General features: G+C 40.8%; 17 protein-coding genes. 13 read left to right on the top strand and 4 right to left on the bottom strand.

What is annotated here, in order from left to right; genetic code table 11:
* Positions 1-27: 27 nt before the first annotated feature.
* Positions 28-3,678 carry a DNA-directed RNA polymerase subunit beta' gene (gene rpoC / locus A5886_RS15220; RefSeq protein ID WP_086275883.1) on the top strand — a complete coding sequence of 1,217 codons (3,651 nt, stop codon included), beginning with the start codon at positions 28-30 and terminating at the stop codon, positions 3,676-3,678.
* Between the two features lie 121 nt (positions 3,679-3,799).
* Here the strand turns inward: rpoC and A5886_RS15215 are convergent, their stop codons facing one another.
* Positions 3,800-4,435 (bottom strand): prepilin peptidase, encoded by a 636-nt coding sequence (locus tag A5886_RS15215; RefSeq protein ID WP_086275882.1) that lies wholly within the window; start codon positions 4,433-4,435, stop codon positions 3,800-3,802.
* A 122-nt stretch (positions 4,436-4,557) separates the two neighbouring features.
* On the opposite strand from A5886_RS15215, the gene A5886_RS15210 reads away from it, so the two are divergent.
* Positions 4,558-5,046: a Dps family protein gene (locus A5886_RS15210; protein ID WP_086275881.1), complete on the top strand. Its 489-nt coding sequence runs from the start codon at positions 4,558-4,560 to the stop codon at positions 5,044-5,046.
* A gap of 43 nt (positions 5,047-5,089) precedes the next feature.
* On the opposite strand, the gene argH is transcribed toward A5886_RS15210, so the two are convergent.
* Both argH and A5886_RS15200 read right to left on the bottom strand, forming a co-directional pair.
* Positions 5,090-6,469 (bottom strand): argininosuccinate lyase, encoded by a 1,380-nt coding sequence (gene argH, locus A5886_RS15205; RefSeq protein ID WP_086275880.1) that lies wholly within the window; start codon positions 6,467-6,469, stop codon positions 5,090-5,092.
* Positions 6,470-6,541: 72 nt separating this feature from the next.
* The gene (locus tag A5886_RS15200; RefSeq protein WP_054114883.1) at positions 6,542-7,756 is read right to left on the bottom strand and encodes an argininosuccinate synthase; all 1,215 of its coding nucleotides are present in this window, start codon (positions 7,754-7,756) and stop codon (positions 6,542-6,544) included.
* Between the two features lie 407 nt (positions 7,757-8,163).
* Here A5886_RS15200 and rplM point away from each other — a divergent pair, with 407 nt between their 5' ends.
* The 9 genes from rplM to A5886_RS15155 all read left to right on the top strand — a co-directional run bounded on the left by rplM (position 8,164) and on the right by A5886_RS15155 (position 19,521).
* Entirely contained in the window at positions 8,164-8,610 is a 447-nt protein-coding gene (gene rplM, locus A5886_RS15195; protein WP_306297907.1) for a 50S ribosomal protein L13, read from the top strand.
* Between the two features lie 20 nt (positions 8,611-8,630).
* Positions 8,631-9,023: a 30S ribosomal protein S9 gene (rpsI, locus tag A5886_RS15190; protein WP_054114885.1), complete on the top strand. Its 393-nt coding sequence runs from the start codon at positions 8,631-8,633 to the stop codon at positions 9,021-9,023.
* A 313-nt stretch (positions 9,024-9,336) separates the two neighbouring features.
* Positions 9,337-10,833, top strand: coding sequence for a TIGR02677 family protein (locus A5886_RS15185; protein WP_256926243.1), 1,497 nt, complete (start codon positions 9,337-9,339; stop codon positions 10,831-10,833).
* Entirely contained in the window at positions 10,830-11,948 is a 1,119-nt protein-coding gene (locus A5886_RS15180) for a TIGR02678 family protein (protein WP_086275878.1), read from the top strand. The genes A5886_RS15185 and A5886_RS15180 overlap by 4 nt, the downstream gene beginning before the upstream one ends.
* The gene (locus tag A5886_RS15175) at positions 11,941-16,002 is read left to right on the top strand and encodes a TIGR02680 family protein (RefSeq protein ID WP_086275877.1); all 4,062 of its coding nucleotides are present in this window, start codon (positions 11,941-11,943) and stop codon (positions 16,000-16,002) included. The genes A5886_RS15180 and A5886_RS15175 overlap by 8 nt, the downstream gene beginning before the upstream one ends.
* On the top strand, positions 15,989-17,212 hold the full coding sequence (locus A5886_RS15170; RefSeq protein WP_179190059.1) for a DUF2399 domain-containing protein: 1,224 nt from the start codon (positions 15,989-15,991) through the stop codon (positions 17,210-17,212). The genes A5886_RS15175 and A5886_RS15170 overlap by 14 nt, the downstream gene beginning before the upstream one ends.
* A 41-nt stretch (positions 17,213-17,253) precedes the next feature.
* On the top strand, positions 17,254-17,661 hold the full coding sequence (locus tag A5886_RS15165; protein ID WP_086275875.1) for a hypothetical protein: 408 nt from the start codon (positions 17,254-17,256) through the stop codon (positions 17,659-17,661).
* Positions 17,662-18,056: 395 nt separating this feature from the next.
* Entirely contained in the window at positions 18,057-18,650 is a 594-nt protein-coding gene (locus A5886_RS15160) for a type IV toxin-antitoxin system AbiEi family antitoxin domain-containing protein (protein WP_086275874.1), read from the top strand.
* Positions 18,651-18,663: 13 nt separating this feature from the next.
* Complete coding sequence (locus A5886_RS15155) at positions 18,664-19,521, top strand: nucleotidyl transferase AbiEii/AbiGii toxin family protein (RefSeq protein ID WP_086275873.1); 858 nt, start codon at positions 18,664-18,666, stop codon at positions 19,519-19,521.
* Positions 19,522-19,873: 352 nt separating this feature from the next.
* On the opposite strand, the gene A5886_RS15150 is transcribed toward A5886_RS15155, so the two are convergent.
* Positions 19,874-21,250: an MATE family efflux transporter gene (locus tag A5886_RS15150; protein ID WP_086275872.1), complete on the bottom strand. Its 1,377-nt coding sequence runs from the start codon at positions 21,248-21,250 to the stop codon at positions 19,874-19,876.
* Positions 21,251-21,634: 384 nt separating this feature from the next.
* Between A5886_RS15150 and A5886_RS15145 the strand changes: the two genes are divergently transcribed.
* Both A5886_RS15145 and A5886_RS15140 read left to right on the top strand, forming a co-directional pair.
* Positions 21,635-22,612 (top strand): ABC transporter permease, encoded by a 978-nt coding sequence (locus A5886_RS15145; protein ID WP_086275871.1) that lies wholly within the window; start codon positions 21,635-21,637, stop codon positions 22,610-22,612.
* Positions 22,613-22,623: 11 nt separating this feature from the next.
* The gene (locus A5886_RS15140) at positions 22,624-23,511 is read left to right on the top strand and encodes a carbohydrate ABC transporter permease (RefSeq protein WP_054114370.1); all 888 of its coding nucleotides are present in this window, start codon (positions 22,624-22,626) and stop codon (positions 23,509-23,511) included.
* The last annotated feature ends 39 nt before the right edge of the window (positions 23,512-23,550 follow it).

The following is a 23,550-nucleotide window of genomic DNA, read 5'->3' as shown; positions in this document are numbered from 1 at the left end:
CATGAAACGAAATGGAGGGAACCTTTTTTGATCGATGTAAATAAATTCGAAAGTATGCAAATCGGTTTGGCTTCTCCTGAAAAAATCAGAAGCTGGTCTTATGGTGAAGTAAAAAAACCAGAAACCATTAATTACCGTACGTTAAAACCTGAACGCGAAGGGTTGTTTGACGAGCGTATTTTCGGTCCTACCAAAGACTGGGAATGTGCTTGTGGAAAATACAAACGGATCCGTTATAAAGGAATCGTTTGTGACCGATGCGGCGTCGAAGTGACCCGCTCTAAAGTGCGTCGTGAACGCATGGGCCACATTGAATTGGCTGCACCAGTATCACATATCTGGTACTTCAAAGGCATTCCTTCACGGATGGGTCTTGTCTTAGACATGAGCCCCCGCGCATTAGAAGAAATCATCTACTTTGCGTCATATGTCGTGATCGAACCAGGCAATACTAGCCTAGAGAAAAAACAATTATTGACTGAACGGGAATATCGTGAAAAACGTGACCAATACGGCCAAGAATTTTCAGCAGCGATGGGTGCTGAAGCCATCAAACAATTGTTGGATGGTGTGGATCTAGAAGGCGAAGTTGCTGAACTAAAAGAAGATTTGAAAAACGCAACTGGTCAAAAACGGACCCGTGCGATCCGTCGTTTGGATATCTTAGAAGCCTTCCGTGCTTCAGGAAACAAACCAAGCTGGATGGTCATGGACGTTATCCCAGTTATCCCGCCTGATTTGCGCCCAATGGTGCAATTAGAAGGTGGCCGTTTTGCCACAAGTGACTTGAACGACTTATACCGTCGTGTAATCAACCGTAACAACCGTTTGAAACGCTTGTTAGATTTGAATGCACCAAACATCATTGTTCAAAATGAAAAACGGATGCTTCAAGAAGCAGTCGATGCATTGATCGACAATGGCCGCCGCGGCCGTCCAGTCGCAGGTCCAGGTAACCGCCCATTAAAATCTCTTTCTCACATGTTGAAAGGGAAACAAGGACGTTTCCGTCAAAACTTGCTAGGTAAACGGGTTGACTACTCTGGTCGTTCTGTTATCGTCGTAGGTCCATTCTTGAAGATGTATCAATGTGGTTTGCCAAAAGAAATGGCGATCGAATTGTTCAAACCATTTGTGATGCGTGAATTGGTTTCTCGCGAAATCGCATCAAACATCAAAAATGCCAAACGCAAAATCGAACGCCAAGAAGATGAAGTCTGGGATGTCTTAGAAGACGTTATCAGAGAACACCCAGTTCTATTGAACCGGGCACCTACGTTGCACAGACTAGGGATCCAAGCATTTGAACCTGTATTGGTCGAAGGCCGTGCGATTCGTTTGCACCCACTGGTTTGTGAAGCCTACAATGCCGATTTCGATGGAGACCAAATGGCCGTTCACGTACCATTGAACGAAGAAGCGCAAGCAGAAGCACGTATGTTGATGCTAGCAGCGCAAAACATTTTGAATCCAAAAGATGGTAAACCAGTTGTAACCCCATCTCAAGATATGGTCCTAGGGAACTACTACTTGACGATGGAAGAAGAAGGCCGTGAAGGGGAAGGCATGATCTTCCGCGACATGGACGAATCTGTCACTGCTTGGCGCAATGGCTACGTGCATTTACACTCACGTATCGCTGTCAATCCAAACACATTAGGCGAAAAACCTTTCACAGCTGAACAAAAAGAGCGTTTGATGGTAACGACTGTCGGTAAAGTGATCTTTAACTCGATCATGCCGCCTGAATTCCCATTCTTGAACGAACCAACGGACTTCAACTTGACTGTGCAAACACCAGACAAGTACTTTGTGGATGCCGGTACTGACGTACCAACCTTTATCAAAGAACAACCATTGGTCTTGCCATTCAAGAAGAAAAACTTGGGAAATATCATTTCTGAAGTCTTCAAACGTTTCCGTATCACAGAAACATCACGCATGCTTGACCGCATGAAAGACTTAGGATACAGCCATTCAACGATGGCCGGTATCACTGTTGGGATTGCCGATATCATGAACTTGCACGAAAAACATGACATCATTGACAATGCCCACAAACAAGTTGAAACCATCACCAAACAATTCCGTCGTGGATTGATTACAGACGACGAACGGTATGAACGTGTTATCGGTGTTTGGAATGCAGCCAAAGATGAGATCCAATTGAAACTGATGGAATCATTGGAAGCCAAAAACCCAATCTTCATGATGTCAGATTCTGGTGCCCGTGGGAACATCTCCAACTTTACACAGCTTGCTGGTATGCGTGGATTGATGGCCGCACCGAATGGCCGTATCATGGAATTGCCGATCATCTCGAACTTCCGTGAAGGTCTATCTGTCTTAGAAATGTTTATCTCTACCCATGGTGCCCGTAAAGGGATGACCGATACCGCCTTGAAAACAGCCGATTCAGGTTACTTGACTCGTCGCTTGGTTGACGTGGCCCAAGATGTCATCATTCGTGAAGACGATTGTGGTACAGACCGTGGTTTAGATATCCAAGCAATTCGTGAAGGCAATGAAATCATTGAATCACTTGAAGAACGTTTGGTTGGTCGTTATACACGTAAATCTGTCATCCATCCTGAAACAGGTGCAGTGATGATGGGTGTCAACGAATTGATTACTGAAGATTTAGCCCGTGCCATCGTGGATGCAGGCATTGAAACAGTTTCTATCCGTTCCGTCTTTACATGTAACACCAAACATGGTGTATGTAAACATTGTTATGGCCGCAACTTGGCAACTGGTTCTCAAGTTGAAGTTGGTGAAGCAGTTGGTACCATCGCTGCCCAATCTATCGGTGAACCTGGTACTCAGTTGACCATGCGTACATTCCATACCGGTGGTGTAGCCGGAGACGATATCACACAAGGTTTGCCTCGGGTCCAAGAAATCTTTGAAGCCCGTAATCCTAAAGGGCAAGCAGTCATTACTGAAGTAACAGGTGAAGTGATCGACATCTCTGAAGATCCTTCAACGCGTACCAAAGAAGTGACGATCAAAGGTGAAACTGATACACGTACTTACACAGTACCGTATACAGCCCGCATGAAAGTGGCAGAAGGCGACTTCATCCACCGTGGTGCACCATTGACTGAAGGGTCTATCGATCCAAAACAATTGTTGCAAGTTCGCGATGTCTTGTCAGTTGAAAATTACCTATTGCGTGAAGTCCAACGTGTATACCGGATGCAAGGGGTAGAAATCGGCGACAAACATATCGAAGTAATGGTTCGTCAAATGTTGCGTAAAGTCCGCGTCATGGATCCAGGTGATTCAGGTATCTTACCAGGTACATTGTTGGATATCGCAGACTTTACTGATCAAAACTACAATACATTGATTGCTGGTGGCGTTCCTGCAACAAGCCGTCCTGTATTGCTAGGGATCACCAAAGCTTCCTTGGAAACAAACAGCTTCTTATCTGCTGCGTCCTTCCAAGAAACAACCCGTGTCCTAACAGATGCAGCGATCCGCGGCAAGAAAGATCCATTGCTAGGATTGAAAGAAAATGTAATCATCGGTAAAATCATCCCAGCTGGTACTGGTATGGCTCGTTACCGTGAAATGGAACCAAAAGAAGTTTCAGTAGTAAGCGAAAATGTCTACAGCATTTCTGACATTGAAGCCCAAATGGCTGCTGAAGATGCGTTGAATAACCAAAACTAAGCGTCGCTTAGCGGTGGTCATACGCAAAATACCCGTGAAATCAAGCTTGATTTCACGGGTATTTTTTTGCATGTAAGAAAACGAAAAGATATACGATGCACAGACAATGAAACTGTACCGCTCAAAAATAGCCAAAGCGCACAAGATATAAACTAAGGCTCAAAAAAGGAACAAATGGCAAGTGTATCAACTTTTTCCTCCACAGTAAGCGGCTGCAACCAAACACCAACATTCCAAAAAAACTTGCCAATAGCAGCAAAAATGCCAGTTCTCGCACATGCAGCCATGGCGCCCACCCCAGCAAAAGTAAGACATCTCCGCCACCCAATGTTTGCCGCCAAACAAACCCAATCAGGGGTACGACAAAGAGCAGAGACAGCCATTGAATGGGCTGACCGTACCACAAATGCCAAGCAGCCAATAAGATATGTCCCGGATAAAGCACTAGCCCAGGGACGCTATAATCAATGATGTCCGTCACACTTAGCCAATAGCTGCTTGTCAGCCAAATGATCGCTAACAGCTGCTCTGATGCCGGCACAAAGTTGACGATAGACCAAATGAGTAGGCTGTAAAGGAAACCAATAAGAAGCATATTGGCTGGGAAAAATCCGTCCATGCCTCGCAGTCTATCCCTTACGATCGGTGCAACGGCATGCTTGGTTTGCATAAATGGGTGTAGGCTATCGCGATATAGCCAGCAGAGCGCACTCAGGCTGAATATCCAGCCAAACACAAAGACAAGAAAGGGTTTCATATAATCACCTCATAAAGAAATACGTAAACATGTTGAGAAATTTTCTCATGTAGAGGATTTTAGTGTACTTTTTCTCTTATTCGTACTATGCTTAAAATAGAAAATTTAAAGGAGGAATCGTTATGAAATTTGAACAAACAAAAGAAGTTTTGAACCAACTCGTTGCTGATTTGAGCCAAATGGCAATGGTCGTTCACCAAACACATTGGTATATGCGTGGACCAGGATTTTTGACTTTACATCCGATGATGGATGATTTTATGGATGATTTGAACGATCAATTGGATGAGATCTCAGAGCGTTTGATCACATTGGATGGTTCACCTTATTCAACATTACGAGAAATGGCTGACAATACACAAATCCATGATGAAGTAGGCAATTGGGACCGTACGATCCCAGAACGCTTAGCGACATTAGTGGAAGGCTATCGCTACTTGGCTGACTTATACCAAAAAGGCATCGAAGTCAGTGGTGAAGAAGGCGATGATCCAACACAAGATATCTTTATCGGCTTCAAAACAGCCATCGAAAAACGCATTTGGATGATCCAAGCGCATCTAGGCGAAGCGCCACTGATCGATCCAGCGAAATCACGCGTACGTCATTAATCATAAAAAAACCTGCGGAGAGTCAATTCTCCACAGGTTTTTTTTATTGCTTAGCCAATGATTCTTTGGCTACGCTGATCTGGTGCATAACTTGATCAAACCCAGTCCCACCATAAGAGTGACGATTTTTGACAGCCGCATAGGAATCAAGTTTGTCATAGATGTCCGCTTCGATCACGTCATTGATGGCTTGGTATTCCTCCAACGGAATATCTTGTAGATAGATGCCTTTGCTGAGGCAATCACTGACCAACTTCCCAACGATCTCGTGGGCTTTTCGGAATGGAATGCCTTTGGTTGCAAGGTAATCTGCCAATTCTGTCGCATTGGAAAAATCTTTCTCTGTTGATTCTTTCATCCGGTCTTGATTGACCGTCATGGTTGCGATCATTCCAGTCATGATCTGCAGGCTCTTGGTGATGGTCTCAGCGCTGTCAAACATGCCTTCCTTGTCTTCTTGGAAGTCTTTGTTGTAAGCCAAAGGCAAGCCTTTCATCACCGTCAAAAGACCAAAGAGGTTCCCATAGACACGTCCTGTTTTTCCGCGGATCAATTCCGCCATGTCGGGGTTTTTCTTTTGGGGCATGATCGAGCTGCCAGTGGAGAATGTATCAGTTAGCGCCACAAATTGATATTCGTGACTGCACCATAGAATGATCTCTTCACAAAAACGTGACAAATGCATCATCAAGATCGATGCGTTGCTTAAGAATTCAACAATAAAGTCACGGTCGCTGACTGCATCCAGGCTATTTCCATAGATGTGTGTAAAACCCAATGCTTCAGCGGTAAAGCTTCGATCGATAGGGAAAGTCGTACCAGCTAATGCAGCACTGCCTAATGGCATGATATCGATCCGGTCCAAGCTTTCAGTGAAACGAGCTTGATCCCGCGTCAGCATACTGTAATAGGCCAATAGGTGGTGGGCAAAAGAAATCGGTTGTGCATGTTGCAAATGGGTATAACCAGGCATCACAGTATAAATATTGGCTTCCGCTTGAGCCACTAATGCACCGCGCAGCTCTTCAATCAATGCAATCACTTCAACAACGACTTCCTTTAGATAAAGGTGCATATCCGTCGCCACTTGATCATTCCGACTGCGGGCAGTATGCAGTTTGCCGGCAGTTGGCCCAATCAGTTCATGCAAGAAGGTTTCGATATTCAAATGAATATCTTCATTCTCCACAGTGAAGGTCAATTCGCCAGCGGCCACTTTCTCCTGGATCGTCGTCAGTCCGCTAATGATCAATTCGCTATCTGCTTGGCTGATGATTCCGGTATGCGCCAACATCTTTACATGGGCCAAACTACCCATGATATCCTGTTTCGCTAATTTTTGGTCAAAGGAAATCGAGGCACCAAATGCATCGATCCACGCTTCATTTTTGCCATCAAAACGGCCACCCCATAATTTTGCCATTTGTCACACTCACCTCAAAAAAAGAGTACGGCTGAAGCGGCACCTGCGTGTCTTTTCAGCCGTCTTGGATTTTCAAATCAATGTTTCTGTTAACTTTTGTTGCGCTTGGATCTCTGCATGGACTTTGCTTGGCAGTCCCCATAGTTTGATGAAGCCAATCGCTGCATGCTGATCAAAGGTATCTGCAGATGTATACGTCGCTAGGTTTTCATCATACAAACTATTTTCCGATTTCCGACCTTCACAAATCACATTGCCTTTGAATAATTTCAAACGGACGATTCCATTCACGTAGACTTGCGTACTCTTTAAGAAAGCAATCAAGGCATCTGTGATTGGATTGAACCATAGACCGTCGTAGATGATTTGTGCCAGTTGTTGCTCGATGATTGGTTTGAAATGGGCCAATTCACGGACAAAGACCAAATCTTCCAATTCTTTATGGGCAGTCATCAATGTGATCGCACCAGGACATTCGTAGACTTCCCGAGATTTGATGCCCACTAACCGGTTTTCGATATGGTCGATCCGACCGATACCATGTTCGCCAGCCATCCGATTCAATTTCAAAATCAATTCAGCCAGATTCAACGTTTCGCCATCGATTGCTGTCGGTACGCCCTGATCAAACGTAATCTCAACGATCGTTGGTACATCAGGGGTGTCTTCCAACTCCTGTGTGATGGCATAAGCTCCTTTAGGCGGTGTTGCCCAAGGATCTTCTAAGACGCCACATTCGCACGCACGGCCCCACAAGTTTTGGTCGATGGAGTAAGGATTGTCCAAATCAGCCGGGATCGGTACCCCTTTTTCAGCAGCGTAGGCAATCTCTTCTTCCCGCGACCATTTCCATTCCCGGACAGGTGCGATGACTTTCAAATGTGGTGCCAGAGCCGAGATCGCCACTTCGAAACGCACTTGGTCATTGCCTTTGCCGGTACAACCATGGGCAACCGTCGTTGCGCCAGTCGCCAAAGCCAACTCCACCAATTTTTTGGCAATCAATGGTCGAGACAAAGCTGAGACCAACGGATAAGAGTTCTCATAGAAAGTGTTGCCTTGTAAAGCAATCAACGCGTAATCTTGCGCAAATTCTTCGCGGGCATCGATGGCATATGATTCAATGGCCCCAACTTCTAAAGCCTTGTTCTTGATCGACTCAGTGTCACGGCCTTCACCGATGTCCAAACAACAAGCGACCACGTCGTAGCCTTGATCAGTTAACCATTTAATTGAGACAGAGGTATCTAAGCCTCCAGAGTAAGCCAAAATTACTTTTTCTTTCATATTTATGAACTCCTTTTCTAAACTGTAGTCATGTGATTGAAGTTATCTTAACAGAATAAAAATAGAAAATCAAGCATAAAATTAAATATTTATACATAAAGTGACGAAATGATTTACTATTATACGTTGCGCATCTTATATATAGCAGAGAATTCGTCCTGTTTTTAAAGGGTAAATATACACTATATTCATTTTTATATTCAATTTTGTAGGCGCCGTTTATAGAGAAACAAGAAGGGAAAGTCTCAAACCCAAAAGAGAAAAAGAAAATTTTTGAAAACACGTGGAAATACGTTGACATTAGGCATTTAAGAAGGTATTATGTTAGATGGTATTGTTTGCCCCACAAGAGCCCCGGAAACTCAAGTGTATGTCAAACATTCGTGAAATTGAATTGGAGGAAAAAAATCGTGCGTACAACATATATGGCCAAACCAGGCGAAGTAGAACGTAAATGGTACGTAGTAGATGCAACAGATGTTCCTATGGGTCGTCTTTCAGCAGTCGTAGCATCTATCTTACGTGGTAAAAATAAACCAACATTCACACCTAACGTGGATACAGGCGATTTCGTAATCGTCATTAATGCAGAACAAATCAAATTAACAGGTAACAAAGCAAGCGATAAAATTTATTACCGTCACTCAAATTTCCCAGGAGGATTGAAATCAATCTCTGCTGGTGAATTACGTGCTAAAAATTCTCGTCGTTTGATCGAAACTTCTGTTAAAGGCATGCTTCCTAAAAACACTTTAGGCCGTAAACAAGGAATGAAACTTCATGTTTATGCTGGCGCTGAACACCCACATGCTGCTCAACAACCAGAAGTATTGGATATCACAAACTTAATCTAATTCATTAGGAGGGAATTTCATTGGCACAAGCTCAATATATCGGCACTGGCCGTCGTAAAAATGCAGTAGCCCGCGTACGTTTAGTACCAGGTACTGGTAAAATTACTGTTAACAAAAAAGATGTTGAAGAATACATCCCACACGCAGACTTGCGTGAAGTTATCAACCAACCATTCGGCGTTACAGAAACTAAAGGTTCTTATGATGTTTTTGTAAACGTAAATGGTGGAGGATATGCTGGACAATCAGGTGCAATCCGTCATGGTATCGCACGTGCATTGTTAGAAGTAGATCCTGACTTCCGTCTAGCGCTTAAACGTGCTGGCTTGCTTACACGTGACGCTCGTATGGTTGAACGTAAAAAACCAGGTCTTAAAAAAGCGCGTAAAGCTTCACAGTTCTCAAAACGTTAATCTTTTTTATACAGATATCGAAAGGCATTCTCCATTGGAGGATGTCTTTTTAATACTTAAAATGAAAATGGGCCTGATGAATCAATTCTGATTCATCAGGCCCATAAATTAGAGAGCCGCTATGAGGGGCATTTGTCCTATTTTTGTTTAAAGAAAGACATAAGTATTTCTAACGATTCTATTGAAAATAATAAAGGACTGACGTGCCAGTTAGATTGTTTCTTGCACTTTGTTTGTCATTATGGGTATTATAAAAATGTAGTAAAACTGTTAGAAATATAAATGAATTAACATCTTTTTGAGTAAATCATTCATGAAAAGAGGGATGAAAGTGGCAGGGTTGGAGAAAATTCAAGTGACAAATTATCTAAATGTCGATAATGTCGGACGTTATCGACTGATCATGCGCTTCTTTTACAAACGCCATCGACAGATGCAAGGTACATTGTATCGGCCGCAAATTTTTAAAATGATGAAAGAAGAGTACGCGGAAGACTATTCAGAGTTGGACCTAGACAATGATTTAGAAAATCTTGTCTCTTGGGGCAATTTACAGAAACAACAAGAAATGCTCCGACCAAAATCCATTGAAGAATACAGAAACAAAAACTTTCGGTATCAAATTTCAGAAGATGGTGTTTTGGTAGAAGAACTTGTTTATCAAATCACCCATCGTGAACATTCGGTTCGTGGTGCTTTGAATGAACAAAGCTTTAGACGATTGCTCGAATTATTAGCGTCTTTGATTGATTGCCAAGGACCCTACATCGATATTTGGGGGCAAATCAGAGCGGAGTTCAAAAGAATCGGTGAAGATACATCGAATTATATTGGTTATATCACGAGTCCTGAAGTCGATAGTCGAATGAAAACAGAAGAATTTTTGATTTACAAAGATAAATTTGTCAACTATTTAAGAGAATTTATCAGCAGTGTTCAGAATCTCTACTTTTCGTTTGTGAAAGTCATCAAAAAGTTAGAACTGATCGATCGCGAACGATTGATCGAAGAGGCCTACCAAAAAGAACAAGAAGTGCCGACGATGAATAGCATAAGCAAAGCGGATATCGCAGAACAAATCGAGGGCGAAATGATAGCGCTATATTATTGGTTCATCGATAGCCAGGAAAGACCCAGTGAATATGAAAATTTGATCAAACAAACGGATCAGATGATTTCCAAAATAACAGGACTAATCTATTACTTCAGTCAAGAAGTGCATCAGTATCAAAGTCGAAAAAAAGACTATCAGCACATAGCCAAATGGTTTGCAACAGCTTCGGACCTCGATCAAGCAAAAAAAATGTATGCAGGGATCTTTGGTATCGAACACACACGTCATTATTTTGTGACTGATGCCAGTGAAGCTACTAGCACAAGGGAAAATAGCTGGACATTGGCGCCGGCTGTGCTTCCGCTAAGGCATCGCGGCAAAGGAAGCAGAACTGAACGAAGAGTGTCAAGTGTCAAACTTAACCGTAAAACACAAGCAGAACAGATTGCACAATATCAGCAAGAAATACAGCAACAACAACAAAAGGTTGCCAGTTATTTCGTACAAGGCACATTGGATTTTCGTGATATTAAAGTACTGGATACTTACTCACGAAAAGTCTTTTTAAAATGGATCAGCCAAGCTATTGCAATCAAACAGACAACTGATCAACAAGAGAAGCATCATTATCAGCAAAAGATCACAACAGAGTTTGATTATTTAGTGACAGTTTTCGTTTCGCAAAAGGAACGCATTCAAATTATCTGTGAAGACGGAGTTCTAGAGATGCCTACAGTGAGGATGGTGAAAGAATGAACGGCGAACAAATGAGTCAAGCTATGCAATTGTTATTTGAACATTTTTGGATTATTCGTGAAGACGCACCAGAGCAATATTCTTTTCTTCGCCGTCATCAAGGACAGCTGCAAAAAGAGTTGCGTCAGCGGTTTGGTATGAATTTGATTATTCGTCCGCAATATATCCAGCTATTGAAACGTCCCCATCGCCTCGCTCCATGGATGGGAGATATCGGATTTCAAGAACCTGCAGACTATGCTTTATTTTGTCTTGCGATGGCCTATGTGGAAGATTTAGAAGCAGAAACTCCGTTTATGCTGGATGAACTCATTCGGAGCCTTGGCTTATTGGCCCCTGAAGAACTATTGCTGGATTGGACAAATTATAATCAACGCAAAAGTTTAGTCCGTGTCTTAAGAAAATTGATTTCTTTACGTTTGATAGAAACCATTCAAGGAGATACTGCGTATTTTGAACATAGCGAAGCGAATCAAGAAGTGTTATTTGCGACAACAACACAAGCCCGTTCTTTTTTGGCCAGAGCGCCACAATCATATACACAATACTCGGATTTTGCCGCTTTTTGGGCAGATTTACAAGAAAGTCGTGGTTTAGAAATAAATCAGTTGCTTTATCAACGATTGATGATGGAGCCAGTTTTGATGAGAAGTGAGGAGACAGAAGAAGAATTTAGTCGACTAAGGAATTATGCCCGATATATGAAAGATTTTTTAGAAGAAAATACCGAGTTTAGCTTTGAACTATATCGTGACTATGCCGCTTTTACGACAGAGGGCAGAGATGCTGCGAAGGCAGTTTTTCCTAGTCGACAAGTGATCGATGACCTATTGATCCAAACAGCTACGCTTTTGCGGCAATCTACGCTACAAGAAGATTATCAAGGCATCGTGCTGTTGCATGAAGAACAATGGGAGTCTCTAATCAAAACACTTCAAGAGAAATATCAAGCCTTTTGGTCCAAAGAATTTAAAGAAATGAGTTGCGCACAACTAAGCCAAGTCATTCTTCATCGTGGAGAAAATTGGCAGCTGCTTGAAAAAGCAGAGAACCAAGTGAAGATTTATCCGGTTTTTGGACGAATGATTGCAGAAATGAGGACAGAGAATGAATAAGTGGATACTCAATCGTGTAGGACTGATCAACTTTTGGTATTATCAAAATCAAGTTTTTGAATTTGCAAACGGACACATGCTGCTTCGAGGCACCAATGGCTCTGGCAAGTCACTGACGATGCAAAGTTTGTTTCCCGTTCTATTTGACGGAGATACAAGTGCCTATCGCTTGGATTCGTTTGGTTCAAGAGACCGCAAAATGGAAGACTATTTGTTAGGTGAAAAAGGTGTTTCCGATCGTGATGATGGAACGGGGTACCTATTTTTAGAAGTCAAACGCAGCAATCGGCAAGAATACTTGACGATTGGTATCGGCTTATCGGTATCCAATCGAGGGAGCCGCTTGAACAAATGGTTCTTTGCTTTGGAAAACAATCAGCGAATTGGGATCGATCTAGAGTTGTTTGAGGTACCCAGAGCAGACGAAATCCTGCCTTTATCCAAGAAAAAATTGAAAAATCGTCTTGAAGGAAAAGGGAAAGTTTTTGATTCACAAAAAGAATACAAACAGTATGTCAATGAACATATTTTTGGCTTTGAAACGATTGAGCAATTTGATGAGTTGATTGCTTTATTGATCAATCTGCGTTCCCCAAAACTGTCGAAAGATTATCGTCCTTCTGTGATCTATGGTATTTTAAGAGATTCATTGCCAAAGCTCAAAGAAGATGACCTTCTATCCTTGTCGCGCACCATTGAGCAGCTTGACGGCCACCGGGAACGCTTGGAAGACTTGCAAAACGAAACCCGCGAATTGACCCGCTTTTCCCGTGTCTATCAAGACTTAAATAGTGAACTTATCGGTCAAGTGGCCACCCATTGGTACACTGTATATGCACAAAAGCGGCAGCTAGAACAGAGCCAATATCAGTTGAAACAAGAAGTCGATCAATTGCAACGAAGCATCAGTGAGAATCAAGAACAATTAGCCGCCAATGAGCTCAGGATAGACATACTCGAGAGAAGTATCCAAGAATTGACTCAACATGAAGGCTTTCATCTGGTTGCCCGAGGCCAGGAGTTAAAAGAACAATTAGACAAAATCGCGCAACAAATTAAGGGGAAGCAAGAACAACTGCAAAGAAAACAACAAAATTTATCCAAACAAAAAAAAGACTTGGAAAGCTACATTATCGAACAAGAAAGGTTACAAAAAGAGTTCGATGGAGCACTGGAAGACAACCAACAATATGTCGCTATTTTAGGCTTAGACGCCATTGATAATCAGTATCCAGAAAAACTAAAGCAAAAACCTGCAGAGCAAGATATCCGTTACTGGAAATCAGAAATAAATAAAAAGAAACAGCATTATGCACAAGTCTTGAAAGACTTGGAAAAAAAGACTGCACTAGCGAAGGAGGTACAACGACTAGACCGAGAGTTGGGAGACAGCCAACAAACAATCGATAAGTTGTTGCGAGAAATTCGGCAGTGGCAACAAAATCGACTTGTTGAAATTGAAAAATGGAAAACAGCGACGGATAAGTGGCGCCAAGATGTGCACTTTAATGTTACGGAAGAAGCCTATAAGCAATTATTGTTTCTAATGGATCGCTTAGGGGAAGAAGAGCTGCCAGAGCATGAAGTCGTTGAACCACTTTATCAGAGTTTTCAACAAGCATTATTAGCAAACCAACGCCTTCGTGTACCAATCGGCAATCGCCAAGAGGAGTTAAAAGAAGCCTGTCAGGAAATAAAAGCAGACATTCGTAACTGGCAAGCACAAAAAATGCCTGAACCAGCGCGCGTCAGTGGACGAATAGCCAACCGTCAAAGGCTGGAAGATTTATATATCCCTTTTTACCAAGCTGTTGATTTTAAAAAGGAAGTCGATCAGCAATCAGTCAACAATATTGAAGGTGCGCTATATGCTTCAGGTATTCTCGACAGTTTGATTGCCAAAGATGGGCTGGCAGTCGATGAAGATATCCAAATTCTGCCAAATCCACAGTTTTTTACAACAACATTGGCGGATATTCTAGAAATGACTCCTGATACGCCAGCAGAATTACAAAGCATTGTCGCGGATGTGTTGCAAAGTATTGTCTTAGATGAAGTGAATGAAAGAGTACCAATGATTTCTCAAGAAGGAAGCTACCAAATTGCCAATTTAAGAGGGGCAGCACCGAAGGATTATCAGGCCAGCTATATCGGTGCAACCAATCAAGAACGATACCGACAGCAACGTATTGTTGCATTAGAAGAAGAGCTGCTAGCCATTGAAACAGAACAAGCACAATTAACGCAGCAATTACAACAATTACAATTGGCGGAAGAACAGTTGCATGATGATTTTCAGCAACACCCCAAAGGAACAGAAGTCTATCAAGCCATTTTCTATATTGAAAAGAATCAAAATGAAAGAAAAGGTGAAGAAGTCAATTTTGCACGGGTGCAGCAGCAACTCGACACACATCAGATCTTGTTAAATAGCCTAAACATACAACTGCATGAAAAGACAGCACAAGATACTTTCAAATGTACATTAGATAGCTATGAAGATGCTTTGCGCTATATCGACAACTATTCAGCGAATATTGAGGATGCCTATAGGTATGGAAAAGACATTGCAAACCAACAATTGCTGATCGAACAAAGCAAGACCTATATCGACACGCAAGAAGAAGAGACTGCGCTGTCCCTCCAGGATTTACACGAATTGAATGATAGTCAAACAATATGTGCAGCGCTGCGTGAAGACAACTTAGCCCAACAAAAATTGGTGAATGTCGAAGAACTGCAGCAACGACTAGCCGAAAACAGAAAGGAACAGGTGCAACGAAAAAAAGAACAAAAAGTGTTTGCGGCGCAAAATATCCAGTTGAATAAAGATGAAAGCAGCAAAACCACGCAACTAGAAAGTGGTGCGAAACAACAGCAACAGCTTGTTTTTCAAGAAAAACACTGGCGCGAATTGCTTCAAGTAAAGAGTGCTATTGCGCCTGAAGATCTGTTAGATTTTGCGAAACAAGAAAAGAAGCCCTTAGACAGTAAGAGAATAAAAGAGTTAGAAAGCAATATGATGCGTCAATTTAACTTTTTATCAGATCAATTGCAAAACTATAAACCACAATTGCTGAATCACACAGGAATTGAATTGACGATGCCAGATGAGCAACTGATTGGTGAATACGGTCAATTCAATCATTATAAAGAAGTGTTTTTCCAGTTTGAAGGACAAAAAGTAAATGTGATGGATCTTTCTACACAATTGAAAGAACAACAAATCACCTTAAAAGAATTATTGAAAAAAGATGACGAGCGTCTCTTTAAACGGGTTATCTTGGAATCAGTAGGAACGATATTGCGTAGGAAAATCGAAACCGCTATGTTATGGGTGAAACAAATGAATGAGCTTTTACAAGGACAAAAGAATTCATCAGGACTTTCTCTGTCTATCGTATGGAAGCCTCTTTCTAGTATGTCTGAAAAAGATTTAGGCACCAAACAGCTGGTCTCCCTATTGCAAAAACAGACAGAGCTATTGCGAGAAGAAGACCGCGAAGCCATTGCCCGTCATTTTCAAGAAAAAGTCGCTTATGCACAAGAACGCGTGCAACAAAATCCAGAAGAACGCAACACTTTATTTCAAGCAATCGCGCAAGTTTTGGATTATCGAGATTGGTTTGAATTTGAATTGCGTTTCCGCAGGGCGAACGAACATTATCAGGCTCAAGTACTTACTGACCGCAAATTTAATCAATTCAGTGGAGGAGAAAAGGCAATTTCCATGTATTTGCCGCTATTTACAGCAGTCGCTTCGCGTTACCGTGATGCGAAGGCAGAATGTCCCAAAGTGATTACGCTAGATGAGGCATTTGCAGGGATCGATGACAATAATATCGGGGAATTATTCAAAGCCTGTGAACAGCTGGAATTCAATTACGTTATGAACTCACAAGCGTTATTTGGTGACTATCCAACTGTGTCTGCCCTTATGGTCTATGAACTGCTGCGTCCACAAAATATCAATCTGGTCACACCGATTTGTTACTATTGGAATGGATCGCGTAAAGAAATGAGACTAGGAGATGGCATATATGACACCGAATGAATTTTTTTCCCCGCCTATTTTCAAACAGATTGCGGTTATCCTATGGAAAAGGTACTATCTGAATAGCGATTTTGGACGGACAATAGGCAAAAAACAAGTGGATGCCTACGATCAAGAGCCCTTATACCGCATGTTGGGTATGACGAAAATTGAGTGGGATAAAAAGAAGAGTCTAAATTTGCACGCTTTTGAAACAACATTACGAAACAGTATCTTCGATATGTCCTTGATAGATTTTGTCGTTCTTTTGAAAGGGCCGTTACTGGAAAAAACGATCGTGTTAGCGCAAGAACAAGCAAATTATCAATTATTTATTGAAAGGATCGATGAGATTAGCCCAGAATTTACACAATTGCTTGATGAACATCAGTTGAAAGAATGGTTCAAATTGAAAGATTTCACAGCCTTTGATTTTGTGAAGCGAGGTTTGGCTCAATTGCCAACAGTCTATACAAGGTTGCCCGTATTTGCTTATCAGATAACCAAAAATCCACATGCCTTTGATGATAACCAGCCAGCTGGCCGGTTATTACTGCAAATGTTAGCCAAAAAAAGTGCACTTCAGTGGGCGGAGTGCACTATCATTGAAGGTAAAAATCAACTTTTGAATCAATTCTATTTGCTGAAAGACGACATCATGAATGCGGTATCGATCCGTGGACTAACTGCTTCTACCAACAACGAACAGAAGCAAATGTGGAAAGCCGCCTGCGAAGAAAGTTGTTCTTGGAATGTACCGTTAAAGGAGATTTTGAAAGTGGATCAGATCCATCCCTTTCAAGGGGAGCATGTACTTATTGTGGAAAATTCAGGAGTTTATTCAATTCTGTTGGAACAGCTTCCACATGTAGCCATGGTTTGTTCCAGTGGTCAGTTTACTTATGCTGTGATTACTTTATTAAGAAAACTAGCTGACAGTCACAGCAAATTGATGTATGTCGGTGACATTGATCCAGAAGGTTTGGTTATGGCACAAAAAATGTTGGATCTCTTTCCAAATCAGTGCCAAATCGTGGGCATGAACCAAACAAATTATCATAGGTATGGGGTGCAGCAAGTAGGCGTCATCCATCGTTTGAAACAGTTACGCTTGATCAAAAACGAGCACTTGCAACAGTTAGCTAAGGACATGCAGACAACCCAAAGAGTGGCTTCACAAGAAGGATTTATTGATGAAGTGATTGCTGAGGTTTTACGTATTGCTTTATAGAGGCTGAATGAGCAGGTAAATCATTTTTTAGGAGGCTTTAGATGAAACTGCATGAAATAAAAAAAGCACATGGATTCAACCAAAAGACATTTTATGGCTGGTTACGTGAAACAGGGATGATTGTCAAAGAAGCTTCAGGATATGTGATAGGACCCAATGCGTTAGAAGGGATGTTTACTTTGCATACTAAGAGTGCAAACCAAGATGGAGAACTGCTCACGCGGACACAAGTAGCCGTGGAAGACGATAATGTCTTCCGACTAGTTGAGAAGTACGAACAAACAGATCTGCCTAAACGATATGCATCGAAACCGAAAACCTCAAATCACGGATCAGCGGACATTTCACAAACGGAAAAAGATATGGCTGAAGCGTTGCTCAGAATTTCCATTTTAGAAAATCAAGTATTGATTTTGACGAAACAGTTGGAGATGGTGATGACTGTCTAATAATATTTGAATGTTTGTTTTGGGATATGAATCTAAAAGTGTTGTTTTGGTTCAATGATGTGAGAGTCGCGCGTCGGTATTCCTCTTTTTATTTTAAATGATCGCGTGAAGATTCTTCTGACTTATGACACGTTTACAAAGATGGCGAAAGGCTTATAGTTAAAGGCGATTCTTTTGCTGATTTTGATTAAGTTGTTCTGTGAAAAAAAGAAATTCTTTGCAGTAAAATCACATATGGGATTAACTATATAATAATAAACGTATAAGCTTTTCGAAATTTGATTGGTAATAACTATATGTTATCTTTATTCCTGAAACTATTCCATCTTATTGTTAATAATAAACTAACGTAGTATAATTTAGTTAGTTTATAATTAACGAGTGGAGGGGTTATTTTGAATCAAAAAATTACTAATGTTTTTGATAAATATAGTGGCAATCTCTCTCTGAAAGATGCCCGAAAAGAGGGAATTCTACCTATGACATTAGATAGATTGGTTAAAGCTGATGAAATTGAGAAGGTAGCGCCAGGATTTTATGTGATGAAAGATACGTTTATTGATGAACTATACTTGGCTCAAAGTATGTATCCCAAAGGCATATTTTCTCACGAAACAGTACTAGATATTAATCAAATCGGCACCTATATTCCCCAAAAAATAAATATGATGTTTCCAAAGGGATACCATGTTCCAAAAGAACGTCTGGAAAAATATGCCATTCATCCCCACTATACAACAAAAGAAACATACGAATTAGGATTAACAGAAAAAGAAAGCTTTTATGGGAACAAAATCATTATTTATGATCTGGAAAGAACCCTATGTGATATGTGGAATTCAAGATATAAAGCAAGTGCAGAAGTAAAACAAGAAGCTTTAAAAGAATACATGAGTTCCCCTAATAGAGATACAAATAAGTTAAGAAAGTACATGCAAACTTTGAAGTCACCCAAAGAAATGAAATCTTATATGGTACCATTATATTAGGAGGCGGAAACGAGTGAACCCCAAGCAGTTTAAAGCAAAAACGCGAAATTTTGCGATGGAAAGACACCTAAATCCGCAAATTGTCCAAAGGTACTTTATGATGGAAAAGCTACTTGAGTGCATTTCGGAATCTGATTATCAAGATGATTTCGTTTTGAAAGGTGGGTTCTTAATTGGTTCCAAATACGGATTGGAGAACCGCTCGACTGTAGATATTGATACCACTTTTAGAAATTCAAATCTGACAAAAGAGAAATTAATAGAGGTTTTTAAGGAACTAACGGCCCGTCCAACAAAAGAAGGAATTCAGTTTGAACTTCAAAGTTTATCAGAAACCAGAGAAGCAGATTTTTATCCAGGATTTCAAGCAAAAATTATCGCTCTTTTAGATAAAGCACGTATTCCTTTTAAATTGGATATTACTTCAGGCGACTCTATTATTCCGGAAGCTATATTTTATGAACACAAGTTAATGTTTGAGGATAAAAAAATTCGGATTCCGGCATATCCTACAGAACAGATTCTATCTGAAAAGCTGCATGCAACATTCAGTTTTGGGACAGACAATTCAAGAATGAAAGATTTTTATGATTTATATATGATTACAAAGTTGGAACCGATCGATGTTAAAAGTCTATGCGAAAGTATACATGGTACATTTACCAAAAGATCAAATCAAGCCTCGTTTACAAATCTTTACAACGAAGAGATGCCGCAATTGTTCCAAAACAAATCATTGGCAGAACAATGGGGAAAATATCAAGAAGAAAATAATTTTGCCAAAAATATTTCATTTGAATTGGCGCTTGGATCAATCGATTCCTTAATGCAATTAGTGATAGATGAAGAAAGGAAGAAAAACGGAATTTAAAAAAGAGAAGAAGTCAGATATGGGAATGACGAATTGCACATAATAGATAGCCATGATTCATTAGATTCTATCCAAATGGAAATGGGCTGGCTGAAACGACACTCAAGATTTCTATTCTAAAAAAAAATGAATTAGTTTTGATCAAATAGGTGAATCGGGGGATGATTGGTAAATAGGTGAATTTTTTAATACTTTAAGGAATGGATTTACTTGTTAACTGATACTTCTCGCTAGATACTCACTCTGATTTTATTTTTCCATAAAAACACCCATAGAAAGAAACAAAAAAATCGAATCATCAAGTTTGCGTATGCATCTTGATGATTCGATTTTTTCATTACATACATTTTCCTCAATGCACGATATTTTTCACCCAAAGATCAGAGCGGATCAAGCGGTACCCGATTCCACTCTTCAACAGTTCCACCAATTGGCAGCACAGGTAAACCAAGACGATCGAGAGCGTCGTATGCGTACTTAGTACAAAGGCCAACGGCAGAACGATTACCCAAGTGAAGACACTGTCGAACAAAAAGGTAATAAAAGTTTGGCCGCCAGAACGTAAAATGAAATAGCTGGCATGGTTAAAGGCATACATCGGCATACATAACGCAGCGACTTTGATAAATTGGCTGGCTAGGCTTTTGACTGCCGGTTCAGTTTGGTAGATTTCTGGGAAGAACGGTGCCACCACCATCATCAAAATCCCAAGTCCGAGACAACTCATGACGGAAAAGAAGAGCAGTTTTCGTGCACTGTCCTTGGCTTCATCGAATTTATCAGCCCCTAAAAGTTGACCGACCATGATAGCAACTGCACCGCCCAGCGCCATATAGACAATGTTGAACAGGTTGGAAACAGTAGAAGAAATGTTCAAGGAAGCAATCACCGATAACCCACGAACGGAATACGCTTGAACGATCATCGTTTGGCCAATTGCCCAAAGGATCTCATTGGCCATCAAAGGCGAACCTTTACGCAAAATCTGTTTCACCAACTGCAGCGGTACGCTGAATTGATGGTAGACCCGAACGGCAAACGGATTGTCCTCGACATGGTGATGCACCCAATAGACTGTGATGGCACATTCAACGATACGGGCAATCAATGTTGAAATCGCAGCGCCCCGCACGCCCAATGCAGGGAAGAAGAATAGGCCGAAAATCAGCAAGAAATTCAAGGCTGTGTTGATGACTACGGCGATGCTGCTGGCAAACATCGGCACCATCGTTTTGCCCATTTCCCTAAGCGAACTGGCATACGCTTGAGAAATGGCAAAAAATGGCAGGCTGAACAACAGGATGATTAAGAATTCTTTGGCAGAGGTCAAAGCAAGAGCCAACTCAGCACTATCGCCACTGCCATGCAAATAGAGACGAATCAAGAAATCTTGCCCAAAGAACAACAACCCCATCGCAAATAGACAAATCAACAAATTGCCCACCAATTTGAAGCGAAAGGCATCCCGCATCCCATGATAATCTTGCTTCCCATAGAACTGGGTCCCGAAAATACTACCCGCAGAAACGATCCCAAAGATGCTCAAGTTAAACACAAAGATCAGTTGGTTGACAATGGCTACACCGGACATTTGTGCAGTCCCGATTTGTCCCACCATTAAATTATCTAATAAGCCCACAAAATTGGTGATCGCATTCTGGATCATCACTGGAATCGCGATCGTTAAGACCGTACGGTAAAAGGCTTTGTTTCCAATATATTTTTGCATGATTCCTCCATAAACAACAAATAATTTCAAATATGCTTACTCAGTATAGCAAAAAGTGGCTGGTTTAGAAAGCAAGGTTTGATGTGAGACAGATAAGATTCGTTTTTGATGACCTTTAGTTAGAATTGATGAGCGTATCAGTGGGAATACTCAAGAAAAATACTTTGATTGGAAATGACTGGAAATCAGAAGGAAAGGCAGATGTAGCGATAGGTTTTGTACAACTATAAATTTTTGTACTGTCAATATACATTTTGATATTGACATGAAAAAGAAGGCGTGCTAATCTGAAAGCAGAAAAAGGGAAACGTTTCCACTTTCAGATTGGATGCTTTCTTTTTTTAAAATCAAAAAATGGAAACGTTTCTAAAAAGGGGGATCTATATGGAAAAAGTGATAAAGGAACAGTTTTCGGGACGAAAACGACCCATAGCTAATCCTGATAGAAAAAAAGAAAAATGGCAAAAGCTCAGAAAAAAAGTAGCAAAAGACAAGTGGCTTTATTTACTCATGGTACCAGGCATTTTACTTACAATTGTTTTTCGTTATTTCCCAATGTATGGCGCCATCATTGCGTTCAAAGATTACAACCCAATGCTGGGCATTTGGGAAAGTCCCTGGGTTGGCTTAGCGCATTTTCGAACATTTATCTCTTCACCTAACTTTTCAGTCTTGTTAACCAATACTTTGAAAATTAGTGTTTATGGACTGATATTGGGCTTTTTTCCTCCCATACTGTTGGCATTGTCACTAAATCAAATTCTTAATAAAAAAATCAAACAAAAAATCCAATTGATACTTTATGCGCCTAATTTCATTTCTGTTGTCATTATAGTAGGTATGCTCTTTTTGTTTTTATCTGCAAATGGTCCAATTAACGGGCTCGTCGAAAAATTCACAGGACAGCCTATTATGTTTATGTCAAACCCTGATTATTTTCGAACAATTTATATTCTTTCTGGTATCTGGCAAGGGATGGGTTGGGCTTCAATACTATATACAGCGACTTTAGCTGGCATTAGTTCTGATTTATATGAAGCTGCAAATATCGATGGCGCAAATATCCTGCAAAAAATTTGGTTTATTGATTTGCCCGCGCTCAGACCAGTTATGGTTATCAATTTTATTTTATCAGCAGGAAATATCATGAATGTTGGTTATGAGAAAGCTTACTTGATGCAAACGTCAATGAATATTCCAACTTCAGAGATTATTTCGACATACGTATACAAAATAGGGTTGCAATCTGGTGATTATGCGTATTCAGCAGCCGTGGGGTTATTTAATATGATCATCAACGTAGTGCTTTTGTTGCTTGTCAATGGAATAACTAAAAAAATAAATGACGGCGAAGGCTTATAGGGGGAAATAAAATGAATCTTACTATGTATACGAAGATAGACAGGCAGTTGCTCTGGGTCAATCGTATTATTGTTGGGTTTTTGGTGATAATCACACTAGTACCACTGGTATACGTGGTCGTAGCCTCATTCATGGATCCGGCTACTTTAATCAATCAGGGGATCAGTTTTAATCCTAAAGATTGGACGACGCAAGGATATAGTCGTGTGTTTGCTGATGATGCTATTTTAAGGGGATTCCTCAATTCATTGTTCTATTCGTTTAGTTTCAGCTTCTTGACAGTATTCATTACAATGATTACGGCATATCCGCTGTCGAAACCAGATTTAGTGGGTCGTAGGGTCATCATGATTTTCTTCATCATTACCATGTTTGTTGGTGGGGGATTGATTCCAACCTATTTATTGATCAAAAATTTAGGAATGTTAGATACCGTTTGGTCCTTGATCGTTCCTGGGGCAATCAATGTTTGGAATATCATATTGGCGCGGACATACTTTATGAGTTTGCCGAAAGAACTATCTGAGGCTGCCACGATCGATGGCGCCAATGACTTGCAAATTTTGTTTAAAATTATGCTGCCTTTAGCAAAACCAATAATGTTCGTGTTATTTCTATATGCGTTTGTGGGGCAGTGGAATGCCTATTTTGATGCCATGATCTATATAAAGAATCCCAACTTAGAACCTTTACAGTTAGTTTTAAGGAACATACTGATTCAAAACCAGCCTTCTCAAGATATGGTAGGCTCAAATACAGCCATGGCTGAAATGAAACAAATCGCTGAATTGATCAAATATGCCACCATAGTTATCTCTAGTTTGCCATTGATCGTCATGTATCCATTCTTTCAAAAGTATTTTGATAAAGGCGTATTGGTTGGTTCGGTCAAAGGATAGGATATGGATGTATGGTTTATATCAAGAAGTCATCAAAAT

The organism is Candidatus Enterococcus testudinis (genome assembly GCF_002140915.1).
Classification (GTDB): Bacteria; Bacillota; Bacilli; order Lactobacillales; family Enterococcaceae; genus Enterococcus_D; species Enterococcus_D testudinis.
Note: the sequence above shows the minus strand (reverse complement) of the source record. Positions and strands in the feature narration are given on the sequence as shown.

Bases quoted from the DNA above. Each gene is read 5' to 3' on its own strand.
- A5886_RS15210 (WP_086275881.1), top strand. From the start codon at position 4,558: ATGAAATTTGAACAAACAAAAGAAGTTTTGAACCAACTCGTTGCTGAT.
- A5886_RS15140 (WP_054114370.1), top strand. From the start codon at position 22,624: ATGAATCTTACTATGTATACGAAGATAGACAGGCAGTTGCTCTGGGTC.
- A5886_RS15200 (WP_054114883.1), bottom strand. From the start codon at position 7,756: ATGAAAGAAAAAGTAATTTTGGCTTACTCTGGAGGCTTAGATACCTCT.
- A5886_RS15175 (WP_086275877.1), top strand. From the start codon at position 11,941: ATGAATAAGTGGATACTCAATCGTGTAGGACTGATCAACTTTTGGTAT.
- A5886_RS15185 (WP_256926243.1), top strand. From the start codon at position 9,337: ATGAAAAGAGGGATGAAAGTGGCAGGGTTGGAGAAAATTCAAGTGACA.
- A5886_RS15145 (WP_086275871.1), top strand. From the start codon at position 21,635: ATGGAAAAAGTGATAAAGGAACAGTTTTCGGGACGAAAACGACCCATA.
- A5886_RS15170 (WP_179190059.1), top strand. From the start codon at position 15,989: ATGACACCGAATGAATTTTTTTCCCCGCCTATTTTCAAACAGATTGCG.
- A5886_RS15165 (WP_086275875.1), top strand. From the start codon at position 17,254: ATGAAACTGCATGAAATAAAAAAAGCACATGGATTCAACCAAAAGACA.
- A5886_RS15180 (WP_086275878.1), top strand. From the start codon at position 10,830: ATGAACGGCGAACAAATGAGTCAAGCTATGCAATTGTTATTTGAACAT.
- argH (WP_086275880.1), bottom strand. From the start codon at position 6,469: ATGGCAAAATTATGGGGTGGCCGTTTTGATGGCAAAAATGAAGCGTGG.
- A5886_RS15150 (WP_086275872.1), bottom strand. From the start codon at position 21,250: ATGCAAAAATATATTGGAAACAAAGCCTTTTACCGTACGGTCTTAACG.
- A5886_RS15215 (WP_086275882.1), bottom strand. From the start codon at position 4,435: ATGAAACCCTTTCTTGTCTTTGTGTTTGGCTGGATATTCAGCCTGAGT.